General features: G+C 42.1%; 18 protein-coding genes. 14 read left to right on the top strand and 4 right to left on the bottom strand.

Translation table 11 applies throughout. The features are described 5' to 3' along the window. Window positions 1-29: 29 nt before the first annotated feature. A complete protein-coding gene (locus tag NSTC731_RS28085) occupies window positions 30-3,194 on the top strand; it encodes a GAF domain-containing sensor histidine kinase (protein ID WP_445627828.1) in 3,165 nt (1,054 codons plus the stop codon). Window positions 3,195-3,210: 16 nt separating this feature from the next. Here NSTC731_RS28085 and NSTC731_RS28080 read toward each other — a convergent pair whose 3' ends face one another. Next, window positions 3,211-3,429, bottom strand: a complete 219-nt coding sequence (locus NSTC731_RS28080) for a hypothetical protein (protein WP_445627827.1) — start codon at window positions 3,427-3,429, stop codon at window positions 3,211-3,213. Window positions 3,430-3,700: 271 nt separating this feature from the next. Here NSTC731_RS28080 and NSTC731_RS28075 point away from each other — a divergent pair, with 271 nt between their 5' ends. The 4 genes from NSTC731_RS28075 (at window position 3,701) to NSTC731_RS28060 (ending at window position 6,280) form a co-directional block, all read left to right on the top strand. Continuing rightward, entirely contained in the window at window positions 3,701-3,931 is a 231-nt protein-coding gene (locus NSTC731_RS28075) for a hypothetical protein (RefSeq protein WP_445627826.1), read from the top strand. 80 nt (window positions 3,932-4,011) lie between these two features. Beyond that, a complete protein-coding gene (locus NSTC731_RS28070) occupies window positions 4,012-4,161 on the top strand; it encodes a hypothetical protein (protein ID WP_445627825.1) in 150 nt (49 codons plus the stop codon). A 110-nt stretch (window positions 4,162-4,271) separates the two neighbouring features. Further along, a complete protein-coding gene (locus NSTC731_RS28065; RefSeq protein ID WP_445627824.1) occupies window positions 4,272-5,675 on the top strand; it encodes an AAA family ATPase in 1,404 nt (467 codons plus the stop codon). Next, window positions 5,675-6,280, top strand: coding sequence for an RloB family protein (locus NSTC731_RS28060; RefSeq protein ID WP_445627823.1), 606 nt, complete (start codon window positions 5,675-5,677; stop codon window positions 6,278-6,280). The genes NSTC731_RS28065 and NSTC731_RS28060 overlap by 1 nt, the downstream gene beginning before the upstream one ends. A gap of 114 nt (window positions 6,281-6,394) precedes the next feature. On the opposite strand, the gene NSTC731_RS28055 is transcribed toward NSTC731_RS28060, so the two are convergent. The 3 genes from NSTC731_RS28055 to NSTC731_RS28045 all read right to left on the bottom strand — a co-directional run bounded on the left by NSTC731_RS28055 (window position 6,395) and on the right by NSTC731_RS28045 (window position 9,417). After that, window positions 6,395-7,798, bottom strand: coding sequence for an NAD(P)(+) transhydrogenase (Re/Si-specific) subunit beta (locus NSTC731_RS28055; protein ID WP_445627822.1), 1,404 nt, complete (start codon window positions 7,796-7,798; stop codon window positions 6,395-6,397). Then, window positions 7,795-8,088, bottom strand: a complete 294-nt coding sequence (locus tag NSTC731_RS28050; protein ID WP_138499926.1) for an NAD(P) transhydrogenase subunit alpha — start codon at window positions 8,086-8,088, stop codon at window positions 7,795-7,797. The genes NSTC731_RS28055 and NSTC731_RS28050 overlap by 4 nt, the downstream gene beginning before the upstream one ends. A 153-nt stretch (window positions 8,089-8,241) precedes the next feature. Next, entirely contained in the window at window positions 8,242-9,417 is a 1,176-nt protein-coding gene (locus tag NSTC731_RS28045; RefSeq protein ID WP_445632182.1) for a Re/Si-specific NAD(P)(+) transhydrogenase subunit alpha, read from the bottom strand. Window positions 9,418-10,233: 816 nt separating this feature from the next. Here NSTC731_RS28045 and NSTC731_RS28040 point away from each other — a divergent pair. The 9 genes from NSTC731_RS28040 to NSTC731_RS28000 all read left to right on the top strand — a co-directional run bounded on the left by NSTC731_RS28040 (window position 10,234) and on the right by NSTC731_RS28000 (window position 17,416). Then, window positions 10,234-10,746, top strand: coding sequence for a DUF2808 domain-containing protein (locus NSTC731_RS28040; RefSeq protein ID WP_445627821.1), 513 nt, complete (start codon window positions 10,234-10,236; stop codon window positions 10,744-10,746). A gap of 106 nt (window positions 10,747-10,852) precedes the next feature. After that, window positions 10,853-10,987, top strand: coding sequence for a 50S ribosomal protein L34 (rpmH, locus tag NSTC731_RS28035; protein WP_099102484.1), 135 nt, complete (start codon window positions 10,853-10,855; stop codon window positions 10,985-10,987). A gap of 26 nt (window positions 10,988-11,013) precedes the next feature. Continuing rightward, the gene (gene rnpA / locus NSTC731_RS28030) at window positions 11,014-11,436 is read left to right on the top strand and encodes a ribonuclease P protein component (protein ID WP_445627820.1); all 423 of its coding nucleotides are present in this window, start codon (window positions 11,014-11,016) and stop codon (window positions 11,434-11,436) included. Then, the gene (locus NSTC731_RS28025; RefSeq protein WP_445627819.1) at window positions 11,423-11,815 is read left to right on the top strand and encodes a PH domain-containing protein; all 393 of its coding nucleotides are present in this window, start codon (window positions 11,423-11,425) and stop codon (window positions 11,813-11,815) included. The genes rnpA and NSTC731_RS28025 overlap by 14 nt, the downstream gene beginning before the upstream one ends. A gap of 247 nt (window positions 11,816-12,062) precedes the next feature. Then, window positions 12,063-13,214, top strand: coding sequence for a membrane protein insertase YidC (gene yidC, locus NSTC731_RS28020; RefSeq protein WP_445627818.1), 1,152 nt, complete (start codon window positions 12,063-12,065; stop codon window positions 13,212-13,214). Further along, a complete protein-coding gene (locus NSTC731_RS28015) occupies window positions 13,211-13,738 on the top strand; it encodes a Jag family protein (protein ID WP_445627817.1) in 528 nt (175 codons plus the stop codon). The genes yidC and NSTC731_RS28015 overlap by 4 nt, the downstream gene beginning before the upstream one ends. A 154-nt stretch (window positions 13,739-13,892) precedes the next feature. Beyond that, window positions 13,893-14,420 carry a YceD family protein gene (locus NSTC731_RS28010; RefSeq protein WP_445627816.1) on the top strand — a complete coding sequence of 176 codons (528 nt, stop codon included), beginning with the start codon at window positions 13,893-13,895 and terminating at the stop codon, window positions 14,418-14,420. 557 nt (window positions 14,421-14,977) lie between these two features. Beyond that, window positions 14,978-16,489 carry an AAA family ATPase gene (locus NSTC731_RS28005; protein ID WP_445627815.1) on the top strand — a complete coding sequence of 504 codons (1,512 nt, stop codon included), beginning with the start codon at window positions 14,978-14,980 and terminating at the stop codon, window positions 16,487-16,489. 417 nt (window positions 16,490-16,906) lie between these two features. Further along, on the top strand, window positions 16,907-17,416 hold the full coding sequence (locus NSTC731_RS28000; RefSeq protein ID WP_322704527.1) for an SH3 domain-containing protein: 510 nt from the start codon (window positions 16,907-16,909) through the stop codon (window positions 17,414-17,416). Window positions 17,417-17,507: the final 91 nt, after the last annotated feature.

The following is a 17,507-nucleotide window of genomic DNA, read 5'->3' as shown; positions in this document are numbered from 1 at the left end:
GACTTTCAATATTTAAAGTCCCACTGGGAATGGAAAACTCCTCTACTACTCAACCCATACAACCAAATTCAGAACGGCAAGAATCTCATTCAGATGTAACATGCTCTTTACATCAGAATGAGCAACAAAAAGCCTTATCTGGAGTTATTGCCCGTATTCGGGAGTCTCTAGACATAGAAACTATCTTCAAAATTACAGTCACTGAAGTCCGCCAACTTCTGAAAAGCGATCGGGTTAGCGTGTTTCGTTTTTATCCTGATTTGGCATGGGAAGGAGAATTTATCTATGAAGATGTGGCAACCGAATGGGATTCGGCATTAGCAGCCAAACTGCGCGACCACTGTTTTAGTGAGGAGTTCGCAGAACTTTATCAGCAAGGTCGAATTAGAGCAATAACTGATATTTATCAAGTAAATGCCAGTGATTGCTATATCCAGATTCTGGAAAAATTCCAAGTACGTGCCAGTATAATTGCCCCCTTGATCAAAGGTAAAGATTTATGGGGATTGTTGTGTATTCATCAGTGTAGTAATCCTCGACAATGGGAAGTATCAGAAATTGAGTTTGTGCAATTAATTGCCGAACATCTAGGAGTTGCTTTACAGCAAGCAGATTTCCTGGAACAAGTCAAACTACAATCAGCAGAACTAGCACAAGCAAAAGCTAGAGAAAAAGCGGCCCAATGGCAGAAAACTATAGCTATCACCATTGAGAAAATTCGCCAGTCCTTAGACTTGGAAATCATTTTCCACACAACCACCGCAGAACTTAGGCAGCTGCTAAATGCCGATCGCGTGGCTATCTATCGCTTCAATCCCGATTGGAGTGGTGAATTCGTGTTTGAATCAGTGGCAGAGGGTTGGGTTTCCCTCATAGATCAACAGTCGCAACGGCCAGAATTGAAAGAGAACGTCAGCGAATGTAGTGCCAAAGATTTAGCTAAACCTCCAGTCGCTGATACCTATTTACAAGATACAGAGGGTGGAAACTTCACTCAGTGTGAAGTGTACCGAATTTGTAATGATATTTACAATTCAGGCTTTAGTGATTGCTACATTAAAATTTTAGAGATATATCAAGCAAGAGCTTATGCGATCGTTGCTATTTACCACGGTCAAAAGCTCTGGGGCTTGCTAGCAGCATACCAAAATGCTGGAATCCGTGATTGGCAAAAAGATGAGGTTTACTTGCTTACCCAAGTTGGCACCCAACTAGGTGTGGCTTTGCAGCAAGCGGAATTTATCCAACAAATGCAGATTCAAGCAGCAGATATCAGCAAAGCTGCTGAAAGGCAAAGAGCGTTGGCGCACACAGTAGAAAAAATTCGTCAGTCTCTTGAAATTGAAGCCATATTTAAAACCACTACTCAAGAAGTTCGTCGGTTATTAGAAGTGGAACGAGTCGCAATTTATCGCTTCTATCCTGATTGGAGTGGAGAATTTGTGGCTGATTCCATCGTTGATGGCTGGACACCAATGGTTAAGCCGCAGTCTGTGACAGAAGGCGTTCTTGTGCAAGGAAAACAAGCGGGTAAGTATGCACGTAATGAAGTTTTTGTACCAATTTCTCAGGGTGAAAAGCTGTGGGGATTGCTAGTAGCTTATCAAAACTCCCAGCCCCGTTATTGGCAAGATGAAGAAATCAACTTACTAGCCCAAGTTGGCGTTCAATTGGGGGTAGCATTACAGCAAGCTGAATCCTTAACACAAATGCAGGTGCAAGCCCAAAAACTGGCTCAAGCCGCCGAGCGAGAACGCAAAGCAGCCGAAAGACAGAAGGCCTTAGCTGCAACAGTGGAGAAAATCCGCCACTCTCTTGATATTGACACCATTTTTGCAACCAGTACAGAAGAAGTCCGACGGCTATTGGAAGTTGACCGAGTGACAATCTATCGATTTGGGACTGATTGGAGTGGCAAATTTGTTGCTGAGTCTTTAGCCGAAGGTTGGACACCAGTAAAGGAAATTGTACCTGCAATGTCTACGATGGTCACTGAGCCAAGTCGAAGTGCGGGCTACGCCGATGCAAGTAATTACTTGCAAGAAACCCAAGGTGGGGATTTTGCTAATGGTAAAACTCTTGTTATTAAAGATATTTATAGCACCGATGATTCTATTCCTTATATTGCCCTGATTGAACTCATGGAGGCTAGGGCATATATGATTGTGCCGATTTTTCAGGGTGAGAAACTTTGGGGATTACTAGCAGCTTATCAAAATATCAAACCCCGTGATTGGCAAGAAGATGAAGTAGATTTGTTGATGCAAATTGGTACTCAGTTGGGCGTAGGACTTCAGCAAGCGGAATTACTAGAACAAACTCAATGTCAAAAAGAAGAGCTGACCCAGACTTTGAAGGAATTACAGCACACTCAGAGTCAGTTAATTCAAAGTGAAAAAATGGCAGGTTTAGGGCAGTTAGTTGCTGGTGTAGCACATGAAATTAATAACCCGATTAGTTTCATTTATGGGAATATCACTTATGTTACTGAACATACCGAAAATTTATTTAAATTACTGCGCCTTTATCAGAAACAGTATCCTAAAGCAATAGGAGAAATTCAGAAGCAAGTAGCAGCACTAGATTTAGATTTTATTAGTGATGACTTGCCCAAAATTCTGACTTCAATGAAGATAGGGGCAGAGCGGATCTCTCAATTAGTCTTGTCGTTACGAAGTTTTTCTCGACTTGACGAAGCAGGAATGAAGCCCGTTGACCTTCATGAAGGTATCGACAGTACTTTGCTAATTTTACAACATCGACTGCAACCAGAAACTAATTCTTTTGCGATTGAGGTAGTTAAACAATATGGTGAATTGCCCCCGGTAGTCTGCTATGCAGCCCAGATGAATCAGGTATTTATGAATATTCTCAACAATGCGATCGATGCACTGGAGAACTCAGCAACTAGTGGAAAAATAATTGGCAATCCTAAAATTTGGATACGTACAGAAGTTATAGAAGGAAATGCTGTTCTGATTTGCATTGCTGACAATGGTTGTGGCATTCCAGAAATTGTGCGATCGCGCATTTTTGAACCTTTCTTTACCACCAAACAACCTGGACAAGGTACTGGCTTAGGGTTATCTATTAGTTACCAAATTATTGTAGAAAAACACGGCGGTAATATCAAATGTGTTTCTGAACCTGCTAATGGCTGTGAGTTCTGGATAGAAATCCCGATAAAACGATAGTTAGTTAACAAAGAAATCAGGTGATGCCTTCTCTACGAGAGGCTACACCTTTTTTAACTTTTAATGAACCATTCCAGGCGCAGAGGACACAGAGGAAGCAGAGGGCGATCGCACAATGGAGATTTTGCAGACGAAGCCCGTCGAAGGCTTCGCCTACGCTCTTTTTAACAAACCACAGAGCCGTAGAGAAAACAGCACTAGTAGAGATTTTGTAGGCGCTCGCTCTTTTTAACAAACTACACAGACGCAGAGAACACAGAGGAACAGAAGAAGACGATGCTTACGGTAAGCCTAAGCATTTCAAAAAGTTAGCGATCGCTTTTTTATCCCACGCAATAGGCGCACTCGATTAGGAACTGATTCTTGCTCCGTTCGATACCATGTCAGCGTCGGGACGTTCTCAGTAAACTAAAATAGCTATTCACGCTAAAATATAATATAACTACCAGTGCTAAAACTGATTAATATCTACTCGTGTTTTTAAATAATTTACTTGCAAGATATTTATGAACAATAATCAACCGCTAACAGCACAATCATCAACTACACCCCGCGCTGCACTATTATTAGAAATTCAACAAACTCCAGAAGAATATCTACCAGAATTACTACAAATTGTACGTTTATTTCGTCAAAGCATGACGATGAAACAGACATCATTAAATAACTGGGAAAATGCTCTTAATGAAATTAATCATACTATTTTTATTGATGCTAGAGAATGGCAAGAAATTTAGAAAATAAACCGAGCGATCGCTCTTTTTAAAGAACCACAGAGGCGCAGAGAACACAGAGGAAGACGAGGAGCGATCGCACGGTGGAGTTTTGCAGGCGATCGCCTTTTTTATCTCACGCAGAGGAAGAAGAGAGCGATCGCACGGTGAGAATTTTGCAGGCGATCGCTTTTTCATCTCACGTAGAGACGCGGAGGAAGAGAGCGATTGCTAACTGTGGAGGGAAAAATTAGAGATTGCTCAATAATTAAGGACTTACGAGATTTTCTCTCCTAAGATGTTGGTTTGAGCTTATTATGGAACGAGGAGCAGTTTAAAATAGGAATACTTTGGGTACAAGATAATGCTAATTCAACTTACTATACAAAACTTTTTGTCTTTTAGAGATGAAGTTACCTTCAGTATGGTGGGGGTTAGCAGTGACCAACAACACATAGATCATCTTGCTGAAAATGCAGCAGGCAAAGGGCGTTCGTTGCTGCCTATTGCTGCAATTTATGGTGCAAATGCAGCAGGTAAGTCAAATCTCATAGAGGCTCTCAACTTTGTACAAAATCTGGTTGTAGAAGGTACTCGAAGTAGTAAATCTATTCCAGTTTCCCCATTTAAGCTTAGTGATTATAATAAACAGCCGAGCAAGTTTGAATTGATTTTTACATATCAAGAAACTCAATATTCTTATGGATTTAAATTGAATAGAGAACAAATTTTTGAAGAATGGCTTTATGCTGTTCCTCGTGGTAAAAAGCAAGAAGTTATGTACTTTGAGCGTATCACTTCTATAGAAAAAGAAACGAGTCTAGAGTATGGTTCAGTACTTAAAGGTAGAAGTGAGAAACGTAAACAGTTTTTAGATTTTATTGCAGAAGGAACTCGTCCCAATCAACTTTTTTTAACGGAAGCAATTGAGCGTAATGTTCAAACGTTACTTCCAGTTGCTAACTGGTTTAGAAAAGTACTAACTATTATTCCAGCAGAGGCAGATTATGGAGGTTTAGAAATCATAATACACAGTAATGAATCTTTTACAAATTTTCTCAGTGAGTTTATTAAATTTGCTGGAACAGGAATTGATTCGATAAATACTGAAGAAGTTGAGCTAGATTTTGATCAACACTTTCCAACTATGCCTAAAACTCTAAGAGAGGATTTCCTTGAAAAATTTGCGGAAGCCGATGATGACTCAGTAGCAATGATAAAAAATACACAAGGTAAACGGTATCTACTTTTTAAGAATGAAGGCGGTCAATTAAGCTTGATTCAATTAAAAACTCAGCATCGTCATGAAGATGGACATCTTATTGATTTTACGATTGAAGAGGAGTCAGAAGGAACTCAACGTTTGATTAATCTTATTCCATGTCTCTTTCTCTTAAAAGAAGAAACTGAAAAAGTCATCTTTTTAGATGAACTTGATAGGCGTTTGCATCCTCTACTATCTCGATGTTTTGTACAAGCAGCAATAAATTGTAGAGAGAAAGGTAATCAATTAATCTTTACAACTCATGATACCAACTTACTTGATTTAGATTTACTACGACGTGATGAGATTTGGTTTGTTGAGAAGAATCAGCAGAGTGTGTCCAACCTTTATTCTTTAGCAGAGTTCAAGATTAGACCCGACCTAAAAATTGAGAAAGGTTACTTAAATGGTCGCTTTGGTGCTATTCCTTTTTTTGGAGATCCACAAAGTTTAGGATGGTTTGGTTGTGAAACAGATTTATCTGTAGAGATGAGCCAGAAGTGATGGGAAGAATCAATCGAACTAAACTACTGGATCGTCAGCATGATCGAAGAGATGCAAAGCTTTTCATAGTTGCGACTGAGGGGAAAGAAACAGAAAAGCAATATTTTGGAATGTTTCATAGTACCAGAATCAAAGTAGAAGTGTTAGCTACTGGGGATGATAGTAAATCTGCTCCCCAATACGTGTTAGAACGCTTGAATACCTTTAAGGAACAATATAATTTAAATGAAGACGATATGCTCTGGCTTGTCCTTGACGTAGACCGTTGGGGAGCAAAAAATTTGAGTATGGTGTGTCGTCAAGCCAAGCAAAAAGATTATTATTTAGCTGTCAGCAACCCGTGTTTTGAAATTTGGTTGTGTCTACACTTTGAAGATTTAAACTCTGAAGATAAAACCTGCCAGGATTTTAAATCAAGACTACGAACACTTTTAGGAAGTTACAATAGTAGTAATCTAGATTTATCTTTATACAAACCCAATATTGCGGATGCAACAAATCGTGCAAAATTGCTGCACCCCAAATCTCAACACAACTGGCCTCCTACATTAGGAACACACGTATATAGGCTTGTTGAAATTCTTCTCCAAAGCTTGAGTAACTAATTTCTGAATAAAACACAAAAAACTTGCCTCAGAAGCATCACACCCCCAAGGCAAGCCAACTCTCTAATTCTTTCTTTACTTAGCGCCCTTTGCGCTCTTCGCGGTTCGTTTCTCTTAAAGCTGCTTCACTTCCGAAACCAACTTCGCCACCATATCCTTCGCACTACCAAAAAGCATCGTCGTTTTATCCTTGTAGAACAACTCATTATCTACACCGGCAAAACCCGTACTCATACCGCGCTTAATCACAATCGTCTGCTTCGCCCGATCTACTTCCAAAATCGGCATACCATAAATCGGGCTATTTGCATCACTCCGCGCCGCCGGATTTACTACATCATTTGCCCCAATTACCAAAGCCACATCCGCTTGTTCAAACTGGGGATTAATATCATCCATGTCGTACAACTGGGTATAAGCCACATTTGCCTCTGCTAGCAACACATTCATGTGTCCCGGCATTCTCCCAGCAACGGGGTGAATGGCATACTTAACATCAACACCCATTTTTTCTAACTGATCTGACAATTCGCGGACGCTATGTTGCGCTTGGGCAACTGCCATACCATAACCAGGCACAATTACCACAGAACGGGCATAACCCAACATCATCGCTCCTTCTTCGGGATCGATACTGCGGACAGTTTGATCGGTTGCACCACCAGCAGCACCACCGCCAGAAGTAGCCCCTGTACCAAAAGCACTGAACAGCACACTGAAGAGAGAGCGGTTCATCGCCTTACACATAATTTCGGTGAGGATTAAGCCGGATGCTCCTACCAAAGCCCCAGCGATGATTAACATATTGTTCATCACCACGAAACCAGCCGCCGCCGCCGCCACACCTGACAAGGAGTTCAACAGCGAAATTACCACTGGCATATCGCCGCCACCAATGGGGATGACGAACATCACACCCAACACTAAGGAAACAGCTACCACTCCCAAGAATATGGGTAAGCTATCTGGTGTGATGATTAAATAGGCACTGCCTACCAAATAAGCACCCAGAAGTAAGAGGTTAAATGGTTGCTGGAAAGGAAATGTAATCGGGGAACCGCTAATTAAACCTTGTAATTTAGCAAAGGCTAAAAAACTACCTGTGAAGGTAACACCACCGATTAACACGTCCAATAACATGGAAATGTTCACATCTAGAGGTACGGGTGCGCCAGAATCCAATAATCGCCAAAATTCGGCAACGGCGACTAATGCTGAAGCCGCACCACCTAAACCGTTGAGTAAACCCACCATTTGGGGCATTTCCGTCATTTGGACTTTGTAGGCAACGATCGCACCAATTCCCGATCCAATCGCCAAGCCCAACAATATCATCTCGTAGTTCAACACATTCCGATCTAGCATTGTCGCCACAATTGCTAGCAGCATCCCCACAGATGCGATTACATTACCGTTTCGTGCTGTAGCTGGTGAACCCAGCTTTTTCAAACCAAAAATGAATAAGGATGCAGCGACTAAATATGTCAGCTGAATGCCAGTTGGTAAAAAGTCGCTCACGCCTTAATCTCCTTCTTCTTGAACATTTGCAGCATTCTATCTGTGACTAGAAAGCCACCTACAACGTTGACTGTAGCTAGTACTACAGCAATTAAACCGAGAATCACTGACACAGTTGTTTCTCTAGCACCTGAAGCCACTATTGCCCCAAGTACCGAAATGCCAGAAATCGCATTTGAGCCTGACATTAGGGGCGTGTGTAGAGTCGGTGGGATTTTGTTGATAACTTCAAAGCCGATAAAAGATGCCAATACAAATACAAACAAAGCAGCAAGTAATGCCTCTGTCATGAAATCAAAACTCCTTGTATAAATGGGAATGGGGAATTGGGCATTGGGCATTGGGCACTTGTAGGTAAGTCGAAGTATGGGGCATTGGTTATTTCTCCCTTGTCTCCCTTGTCTCCCTTGTCTCCCTACTCCCCAGTCGCCAGTCCCCAGTCCCTAATTAACCGCCGGTTGCTGAGTATTCAATGCTTGTAGCGCATCCCGCACTCGTTGATTGCGAATTTCACCTGCGTGGGTAACGCAAGCTGCATCAACGATGTCGTCGCCAAAGTCCACCTGCAAAGCTTTCTCTTTGTTAATTAGCAGTTGAATCAACGATGTTACGTTCTTGGCATACAATTGGCTGGCGTGAATTGGCATCGATGATGGAAGATTGATGGGGCCGATGATTGTTACGCCGTTCCACACAATATCTTTGCCGGGTTCGGTACAGGCGCAGTTACCACCCTGTTCAGCAGCCAAATCCACAATTACTGAACCTGGTTTCATTTGTGCCACCATTTCTTCTGTAACTAGCCGTGGTGCTTGTCTTCCAGGTACTTGGGCTGTAGTAATCACTACATCAGAATTCTTAATGTGTTCGGCGACAACTTCTTGGGTACGTTGTTTGCTAGCCTCGGAAATTTCCTTGGCGTAACCGCCAGCAGCGACGGTTTCTTCGTCTAATTTGACTTCAACGAATTTTGCCCCTAAGCTTTGCACTTCTTCTTTGACGGCGGGACGAATATCAAAGGCTTCTACCACTGCTCCCAAACGTCTAGCGGTGGCGATCGCTTGCAATCCGGCTACACCAGCGCCCATAATAAATACTTTCGCTGGAGCGATCGTGCCTGCGGCTGTGGTTAACATCGGAAAGTATTTCGGTAAGGCCGCGGCGGCAATTAATACTGCTTTGTAACCTGCTAATGAAGCTTGCGAGGACAAAGCATCCATACTTTGCGCCCTGGTGGTACGGGGGATCATCTCCATACTCAAAGCTGTGACTTTCCGATTTGCTAGTTGCTGCGCCACAACAGGATTTCCCAAGGGATTCAGGAAACTGACTAAAACAGCCCCTTCCTTTAGCAAATCAACTTCTGAGCGTCCATCTTCTCGTTCTTGTGGTGGACTTACTTTCAGCAGAATATCTGTTTCACCCCATAATTTGGCAGTATCGCTGATTATTGTGGCTCCTGCTGCTTCATAGTCAGGATCGCCAAAAAATGAGCGTTCTCCTGCACCCGCTTCTACCCAAACTTCCAAACCTTGTTTTACCAATCGGGCAACGGTGTCAGGAATTAATGCCACACGACGTTCACAAACTTCAATTTCTTTAGCAACTGCTATTCTCATGAAATCTCCTGAAGATAAATACTTAATCTCTGCCAAGTAAGCGATTGTCCAGATGATGGGTGTCCCGCAGTCATAGTACTTAGGCAGGAACATCAGCCATGAATTTTACTTGTAGATTGAACCTTGAATCTTTCTTCTCCCACTCTTTGCTCTCTAGACAAAGCCTCATTTTTTTGTAAAGTTCTGAGCGGAGGTTCCCTCCAATCGGACTTTTTGCTTTGCCGCTCGCAGATGTCATATTTTCAGATAGTTGCAAACAGGGTTATGTATTGCACATCCTAAATTGATTCCCAAATTTTGCATCTTTATCTTTAGGTTGTTTTCGGGATTGAGAAATTTTGGTATTCCTTTCTTATAGAGTAATATTGACCGAATTTTGAAAGCTTGATAATTTCCCAATCAAATTTTAATGATTGCGACTTCGATTCCAATCCAACTTATTTTAATCAATTTAGCCCAACTTAACTGGCGATCGCTGATGGCATACCTCAATTTTTATAACAAAATTCTCAAATTTAGATACACTTATACATATTTAGAAACACAATCCAACCCCCAACTGTGTTTATATCTAGTTCAAATTTGACCCAACTTAGCAATCAAATCATGGCTACATAAGGGTAATGAAGTAAATTGAATATACGTTTGTTTTAATACTAAGTAACTTTACTGTTGCCTAAACTTCAGGCAGGATGGCACTTTTTTTGGATATTAAACGTCCATTGTCAGGAAGCTAGTAGTAAAGTTTAGTAAAGAATACTAACACACAGTTATTTTTAGATAACAGATTTATATTTTCGTAGAGGAAGCCCGATTATGCGACGTTTACTTTCTGCTTTAGCCGTGAGTAGCTTTTTGGTTACTGGATTACCAGCCTTGACTTGGGCGCAAAGCTTACCTGGATTTACGCTGTTTAGCGGCGTCAAACAAGAAAATCAGCTACCCTTCCGATTAGATTTTGGGGGACAAGCTAATGGTTGGGATAGATACATATTAAAGATTCCAGCCAAAAGAATGAAATTGGCAGTTGGTCAATTTGCCATTACCTACCCTGATTATTACAAAGGAACTTTTGACCAGAAAAAAATTGAAGTCCGAGTCAAAGGCAAAGCAGTTCCGCTTTCTGAGGTGAAATGGGACAAAGAAGGTAAACTGATCAATATTTTTCCTCAAGATCCAGTACCAGCAGGTAGCCCAGTCGAGGTAGTGTTATCTAACGTGAAAAACCCATCCTTCGGCGGAGTTTACTATTTTAACTGTCAAGTGCTTTCCCCTGGGGATGTACCACTACTGCGCTATATGGGAACATGGATTTTGAGCATTACTTAAGAATAGGGAATAGGGATATAACCAATCGGTTATTCCCAATTCCCTAAGAAAGTGATAAAATTAGAGATTGTGAGTTTTTATAAAAATCACTTAAGAGGAGAAGAGTATGAAAAGAACACTGGGCGGTACTAGCCGTAAGAGAAAAAGAACCTCTGGTTTTCGCGCCAGGATGCGGACACCAGACGGTAGAAACGTGATTAGCGCCAGAAGAAAAAAGGGCCGTCACCGTCTGAGTGTTTAGGACAGATCGAGCGATAAAGAGCATCTGTGGCTTTGCCCAAAACAAATCGGCTAAAATCCCGCAAGGATTTCCAGGCAGTTTTTCGAGAAGGAATTCGGCGTCATGGCTCTTATTTAACATTGAGAGCCTTAAAGCCCTTATGTTCAACGAAACCTTCTTTGGACACTGCCACTCAGACTACACAAACAACTGACTTAAAGCTCCTTGCTAGCACGCGGATTGGTATTTCAATTAGCACAAAAGTCAGCAAAAGGGCAGTGGTTCGCAACCGAATCAAACGGCAAATTACTGCGGCTTTATATAATCTGCTGCCAAAATTATCACCAGGATGGCGGCTAGTATTCATTGTCAAACCCACAGCAGCAGAATCTAAGTGCGTAAGCCCACAATTTCTGCAAGAATTAGAGCAGTTGTTGGCACAAGCTGAGGTGTTCGATGGGAATTCGTGAAGATGTTTATTATGAAGGTGGGCCCCATGTTGGGGATTTAATTGTCAACCTGCTGATTGGGCTAACCATTGTCGGGCTACCATTAGCAGTCGGGGCAATTGTCAGGGCATTGTGGCTGCGTTTCCGCATCACCGATCGCCGAATTACTGTTACCGGAGGTTGGCAAGGGCGCGATCGCACTGACGTAATTTACTCAGAAATTGTCAAAGTCGTCAAAGTTCCCCGTGGCATTGGCTTATGGGGAGATATGGCAATCACCCTAAAAAACGGCAGTCGTCTGGAATTGCGTGCAATTCCCAAGTTTCGCGAAGTCTATGACTACATAAACGAAAGAATTGCGGCGAAAAATCCCGAATTTAGCGCTCCTGCTAACAAGTGATGAGCAGGGGAGCAGGGGAGACAAGGGAGACAAGGGAGACAAGGGAGACAAGGGAGACAAGGGAGACAAACAAAACTCCTAACTCCTAACTCCTAACTCTTAACTCTTTAACTCTTAACTCAGCACTCAGCACTCACCACTCAGCACTCAAAATGTGCGGCTATCCGTAGCGAAAGATAGTCGCCGACAAATCATGATTTAGATAAATTAGATTCAGTTTACAGTACCTCAGGTTGAATTCAGAATAATGGATTTTGGTATCGGCTTTCTCTCGAACAACGTGATGCTGCCAATCATAGATTTTTTCTATGGTATAGTGCCTAGCTACGGATTAGCGATCGTTGCTTTGACCTTGATAGTCCGCTTCGCGCTCTATCCCCTGAGTGCTGGCTCAATTCGTAACATGCGGAAAATGCGAATTGTACAACCTCTGATGCAGAAGCGGATGGCAGAAATCAAAGAGCGCTATAAGGATGATCCGCAAAAGCAGCAGGAGGAAATGGTTAATGTCCAAAAAGAATTTGGCAACCCTTTGGCAGGCTGTTTTCCATTACTAGTGCAAATGCCAGTTTTATTAGCGCTGTTTGCCACCTTGCGGGGTTCACCTTTTGCAAGTGCAAACTACAGCGTTAACCTGCAAATTCTTCCCGCAGAACAAATCGAGCAAATTCAACCGCAAGCCTTTGCCACTGCTCCTCAAAATATTTACATTGCAGATGGGGAACACGTTAAAGTAGCTGCCATTATTCCCAGCGGAAATAAATTAGCGGTGGGAGAACAAACCAAAATACAGTATCAGACTGTTGAAGGTAAACCATTTCAGGTACTCTTAGCAGAACACCCAGAAAATAAGCTGATTCCTGATTGGAAAGTTACCAAAGGTGAAGATAGAATAAAAATTGATGCCCAGGGCAATGTAGAAGCCTTGCAACCAGGAGAAGTTACTATTCAAGGAACAATTCCTGGATTAGCAGCAGAAAAAGGCTTTTTATTCATTGATGCTTTAGGCAGGGTTGGCGCACAAGATCCAGATGGCACAATCCACTGGGATATCGTCGCCATGATCGTCTTCTTTGGAATCAGCCTTTATGTTAGCCAAATGCTTTCCGGGCAAAATTCCAGTGGTGGCAATCCGCAGCAGGATACAGTTAACAAAATCACCCCCGTCATCTTTTCTGGGATGTTCTTGTTCTTCCCCCTACCAGCTGGGGTGCTGATGTATATGGTGATTGGTAATATTTTCCAAACCGCCCAAACTTATCTTCTCTCCCGCGAACCTCTACCGGAGGAACTACAAAAAATTGTAGAAACCCAGGAGAAAGAAGCAGCAGTCACAGAGCAAAAAGCATTACCGTTTGAACCAAAAAGTCCTAAGAAAAAGGCAACAGGGGGATCATGAGCGACATTCCGATGCAGCGAGGTCAGCAGTGGTTAAAAACCCTGCTGGAACTCACTGGAATACCTGCTGAAATTCAAGGTCATTTAGAAACTGCCCAATCTCAAGACGGCGATTCTCCAGAACCAGATAACTACTGGTTGACTATTGACCAAACTAATTTGACATCAGAACAAATCCAGGTGTTAATTGGTGCTGATGGTTCTGTGTTAGATGCGATTCAGTATCTCGCAAATTCGGTTCTAAACCTTAGCCAACCCCCAGAAAAACAAGCCTCTTACACCATTGAGTTAAATGGCTACCGGGTCAAAAGAGAAGCCGAAATTCGGGCATTAGCAGAAGCAGCAGCCGATGAAGTGCGCTTTTCTGGTAGAGAAGTAGAAATCAAATCTCTTAGTTCTGCTGAACGCCGTCAAGTTCATACCTTCTTAAAAGAATTTGGAGATTTAGAAACCTTCAGTCGCGGTAAAGAGCCACATCGCCATCTGGTTGTTTGTCCCGCTTCGTTGGAAGGAGTTAGGAGTTAGGAGTTAGGAGTTATGAGTTTGGAGTTAATTGAAAACTCATAACCATATATAATTTCAAAATTTCTCTTTTTATTAAGGGATAAAATAAAGATTCAGTATCAGTATAATTGCTGATAATCGAGATAAATTTTAGTGAGGATGTCTCACAAATCCTATGGACGCAATTTATATTCCGCAGCTAACTAGAGCATCGGAGCGAACAGAGGAAGTTCAAGTTAAAGAATTTCTGCCTGGTCTAGAAACGTTAACTCCAGTTCGCGGTCATGTGCGCGTGCAACATCATGGCAATTACCTGGAAGTGTCAGCTCAGGCAGAAACAATTATTACTTGTACGTGCAACCGCTGCTTGCAGCAATACAATCACCGTTTAGGGGTTGATACGAAGGAAATTATCTGGTTAGATGAAACTGCAAATCAGGCAAATGACTTGCCCTTAGAAAGGGAAGTGGTTATGGAAGATTTGCTGGAAAGCTTACCGCCTGATGGTTATTTTTATCCCAACGAATGGCTGTATGAGCAGATGTGTTTGGCAATACCGCAGCGCCAATTATGCGATCGCAATTGTCCAGGTATTCTTGTAAGTAGTACAGTTGATAGTCCTGATACTTCTGATAGTCGTGAGACTCCAGTTGATAACCGTTGGGCTTCTCTGGAAGCTTTAAAAAAGCAACTTCCAGGATAAGTAATTTGATAATTACGTCAGACTTAAGTCTTCGGCTGTGCTAACTAAGCCTGTCTATACAGGCTTATTATTTTATATTTTATTAAATACTTTCGGTATAAGTTAGTTGATATTCATATTTCTATCCAAAAGATATCAATAATTGTTGTATTTGATCAATTACTAAAACTAAGTCAATCATAATTTTTACAAGCTCTTGCTTAAAGTAACATTCAATCACCTATTTTCCCAAGATTACGTTATAAAAAATATTAATGATTTTTAGAAATCACTAGGTTTTTAATTTTAAATTAACAGTCTATTTAAGAACAGCATTATTTTAACTTGTGCATATAGGAATCCGCTTTGATTTGGAGAAATTATTTGCGTAGGGAGAAAATAGGGAATAGGGAAGAAGGAATAAATGTATACTGAGTTTTTTCACGCAATCAAATACGAGTCCCATATTTGCTGAACGAGAAAAGCAATATTGTATTGTTCTTGCTAATTACTCATTGGCTTTCTGAACCAAGAAAGTTGTACATTGCGTTCAAGAGAAACTAACCAATAACATATATATGAACTTCCGTGAAGAGTTTAAACTGCTGCTACGTGCCCGCTACCCCTTGATTTATATTCCTACATACGAGGAAGAACGGGTAGAAGCAGCTATCCGGGAAGAAGCAAGCAACCAGGGTAATCGCCCGGTGTATACTTGGGATTTTGTCGATGGCTACCAGGGAAACCCCAATGATGTTGGGTTTGGGCGACGTAACCCGTTGCAAGCTTTGGAATTTATTGAAAAATTACCAGCTTCCGCACCTGCGGTAATGATTTTACGAGATTATCATCGCTTTTTAGAAGATGTGGCGATCGCCCGCAAACTCCGCAATCTGTCCAGACTTCTCAAATCGCAACCAAAAAATATTGTTCTACTGTCGCCACGCATCGCCATCCCTGATGACTTAACGGAAGTGCTGACAGTCGTCGAGTTTCCCTTACCAGCCGCCTCAGAAATAAAAACTGAGATAGATCGCTTACTACAAAGTACTGGTAACTCCCTTTCTGGAAAAGTTTTAGATGATTTGGTGCGCTCTTGTCAAGGACTTTCGATGGAACGGATTCGCCGGGTTTTGGCAAAAGCGATCGCAACCCACGGAGAATTGCGACCAGAAGACATGGAACTGGTTTTGGAAGAAAAGCGCCAAACTATCCGCCAAACCCAAATCCTGGACTTCTACCCCGCCACTGAGCAAATTTCTGATATTGGCGGACTGGATAACTTGAAAGATTGGTTGATTCGGCGGGGAGGTTCATTTACAGATCGAGCGCGACAGTACGGATTACCGCACCCCCGTGGTTTAATGTTGGTGGGTATTCAGGGAACTGGTAAATCGTTAACGGCAAAAGCGATCGCTCATCATTGGCATTTACCCCTGCTACGTTTGGATGTGGGCAGGTTATTTGGTGGTTTAGTGGGCGAATCAGAATCTCGCACTCGCCAAATGATTCAAGTAGCTGAAGCCCTCGCTCCCTGTATTTTATGGATTGATGAAATAGATAAAGCCTTTGCAGGGCTTGGTAGCAAAGGTGATGCCGGAACAGCCAGCCGTGTGTTTGGCACTTTTATTAATTGGCTAGCCGAAAAAAGCTCACCCGTGTTTGTCGTCGCCACCGCCAACGACATCCAAGCTTTACCGCCAGAAATGCTCCGCAAGGGACGATTTGATGAAATTTTCTTTGTGGGTTTGCCCACCCAAGAAGAGAGAAAAGCAATTTATGATGTTCATTTATCCCGACTGCGCCCCCATAACTTGAAAAGTTATGACATCGACAGGCTAGCTTATGAAACCCCTGATTTTTCTGGGGCCGAGATTGAGCAAACTTTAATTGAAGCGATGCATATTGGATTTAGCCAAAATCGCGACTTTGCTACCGACGACATTTTAGAAGCAGCTAGTCAAATCATACCCTTAGCACGAACTGCCGTAGAGCAAATTCAGCAACTCCAAGAATGGGCTGCTGCTGGAAGAGCGCGTTTAGCATCTAAACACAATCCTTTGAGCGAACGCCTCCGGCGCACTACGTGAACCCAAAAATAATGTAGAGACGCAGGAGTGCTTACGTCTCTACAAAGATTTTGGATAACGCATATTTAATTTCACCAGATGTCTATTCAGCATAGCTACAATAATCAGTTAGTCAAAAGTCAATAGTTCATGATGAATTATTATGGACTATTGATTCTTATACTGATGGGTTATTTGCTTCTCTACTCGTAATACCAATTTGAAAAATGATTGCGACAGATGGAAAACTGAAACACTTATCCAATGGATGTTTCACAATCTAAAATCTAAAATCGTTCGACTGAGCGTAGCCGAAGTCTAAAATCTAAAATGGTATAACCCTTGAGAGCCAGTTAAACACCACTCTCCTCAATGGGGGAAAATACGTACATAACTGGCTCACCTACACCCTTGACTCTTGATAATCAGGTTTTAATTATGTTGTCTGGCTTAACAAAGTTTATACTGGGATTTTTCTTAGCGATCGCTGTGCTAATAGGTGGCGGTGCTGCAATTGCACTCTATTTTATGAATCGTACTGGCATAGCCCCTGCCAAACCCATTTTTTCCAATGATAGTCCTTCAGTGAAAGCCCAAGCTCCTAAAAAAACTGAGCCTGGAGAAAGTAAGCCCGCTCTTACACCTGGAACATCTACTCAATCGTCTGCAAGCCCAACCTCTACTCCCACAGAATCACCAAAGGCTACTCCATCATCCAAACCATTACCATCGGGAGCTTACCGAGGACGTGTTAGTTGGGCTGAAGGCTTGAGTTTGCGATCGCAACCAAATCAAGAAGCTGAAAAGATTGGTGGAGTTGCTTTTAATCAAAAAATTATTATTTTGTCAGAAAGCGAGGATAAAGCTTGGCAAAAGATCCGTTTGGAAGATAGCGAACAAGAAGGTTGGGTGAAAGCAGGTAATACTGAAAAAGTTGATGAGCAATAGGTATAGGGTATGGGGCATGGGGCATTGGGCAAAATAGTGCTGAGTTAGGAGTTAAGAGTTAGGAGTTAGGAGTTTTATTTATCTCCTTGTC

It is taken from the genome of Nostoc sp. DSM 114167 (genome assembly GCF_052692655.1).
Note: the sequence above shows the minus strand (reverse complement) of the source record. Positions and strands in the feature narration are given on the sequence as shown.

Coding starts and splice junctions, on each gene's coding strand:
- NSTC731_RS28085 (WP_445627828.1), top strand. CDS start 30: ATGGAAAACTCCTCTACTACTCAACCCATACAACCAAATTCAGAACGG.
- NSTC731_RS28075 (WP_445627826.1), top strand. CDS start 3,701: ATGAACAATAATCAACCGCTAACAGCACAATCATCAACTACACCCCGC.
- NSTC731_RS28065 (WP_445627824.1), top strand. CDS start 4,272: ATGCTAATTCAACTTACTATACAAAACTTTTTGTCTTTTAGAGATGAA.
- NSTC731_RS28060 (WP_445627823.1), top strand. CDS start 5,675: ATGGGAAGAATCAATCGAACTAAACTACTGGATCGTCAGCATGATCGA.
- NSTC731_RS28050 (WP_138499926.1), bottom strand. CDS start 8,088: ATGACAGAGGCATTACTTGCTGCTTTGTTTGTATTTGTATTGGCATCT.
- NSTC731_RS28045 (WP_445632182.1), bottom strand. CDS start 9,417: ATGAGAATAGCAGTTGCTAAAGAAATTGAAGTTTGTGAACGTCGTGTG.
- NSTC731_RS28040 (WP_445627821.1), top strand. CDS start 10,234: ATGCGACGTTTACTTTCTGCTTTAGCCGTGAGTAGCTTTTTGGTTACT.
- rpmH (WP_099102484.1), top strand. CDS start 10,853: ATGAAAAGAACACTGGGCGGTACTAGCCGTAAGAGAAAAAGAACCTCT.
- NSTC731_RS28025 (WP_445627819.1), top strand. CDS start 11,423: ATGGGAATTCGTGAAGATGTTTATTATGAAGGTGGGCCCCATGTTGGG.
- yidC (WP_445627818.1), top strand. CDS start 12,063: ATGGATTTTGGTATCGGCTTTCTCTCGAACAACGTGATGCTGCCAATC.
- NSTC731_RS28015 (WP_445627817.1), top strand. CDS start 13,211: ATGAGCGACATTCCGATGCAGCGAGGTCAGCAGTGGTTAAAAACCCTG.
- NSTC731_RS28010 (WP_445627816.1), top strand. CDS start 13,893: ATGGACGCAATTTATATTCCGCAGCTAACTAGAGCATCGGAGCGAACA.
- NSTC731_RS28005 (WP_445627815.1), top strand. CDS start 14,978: ATGAACTTCCGTGAAGAGTTTAAACTGCTGCTACGTGCCCGCTACCCC.
- NSTC731_RS28000 (WP_322704527.1), top strand. CDS start 16,907: ATGTTGTCTGGCTTAACAAAGTTTATACTGGGATTTTTCTTAGCGATC.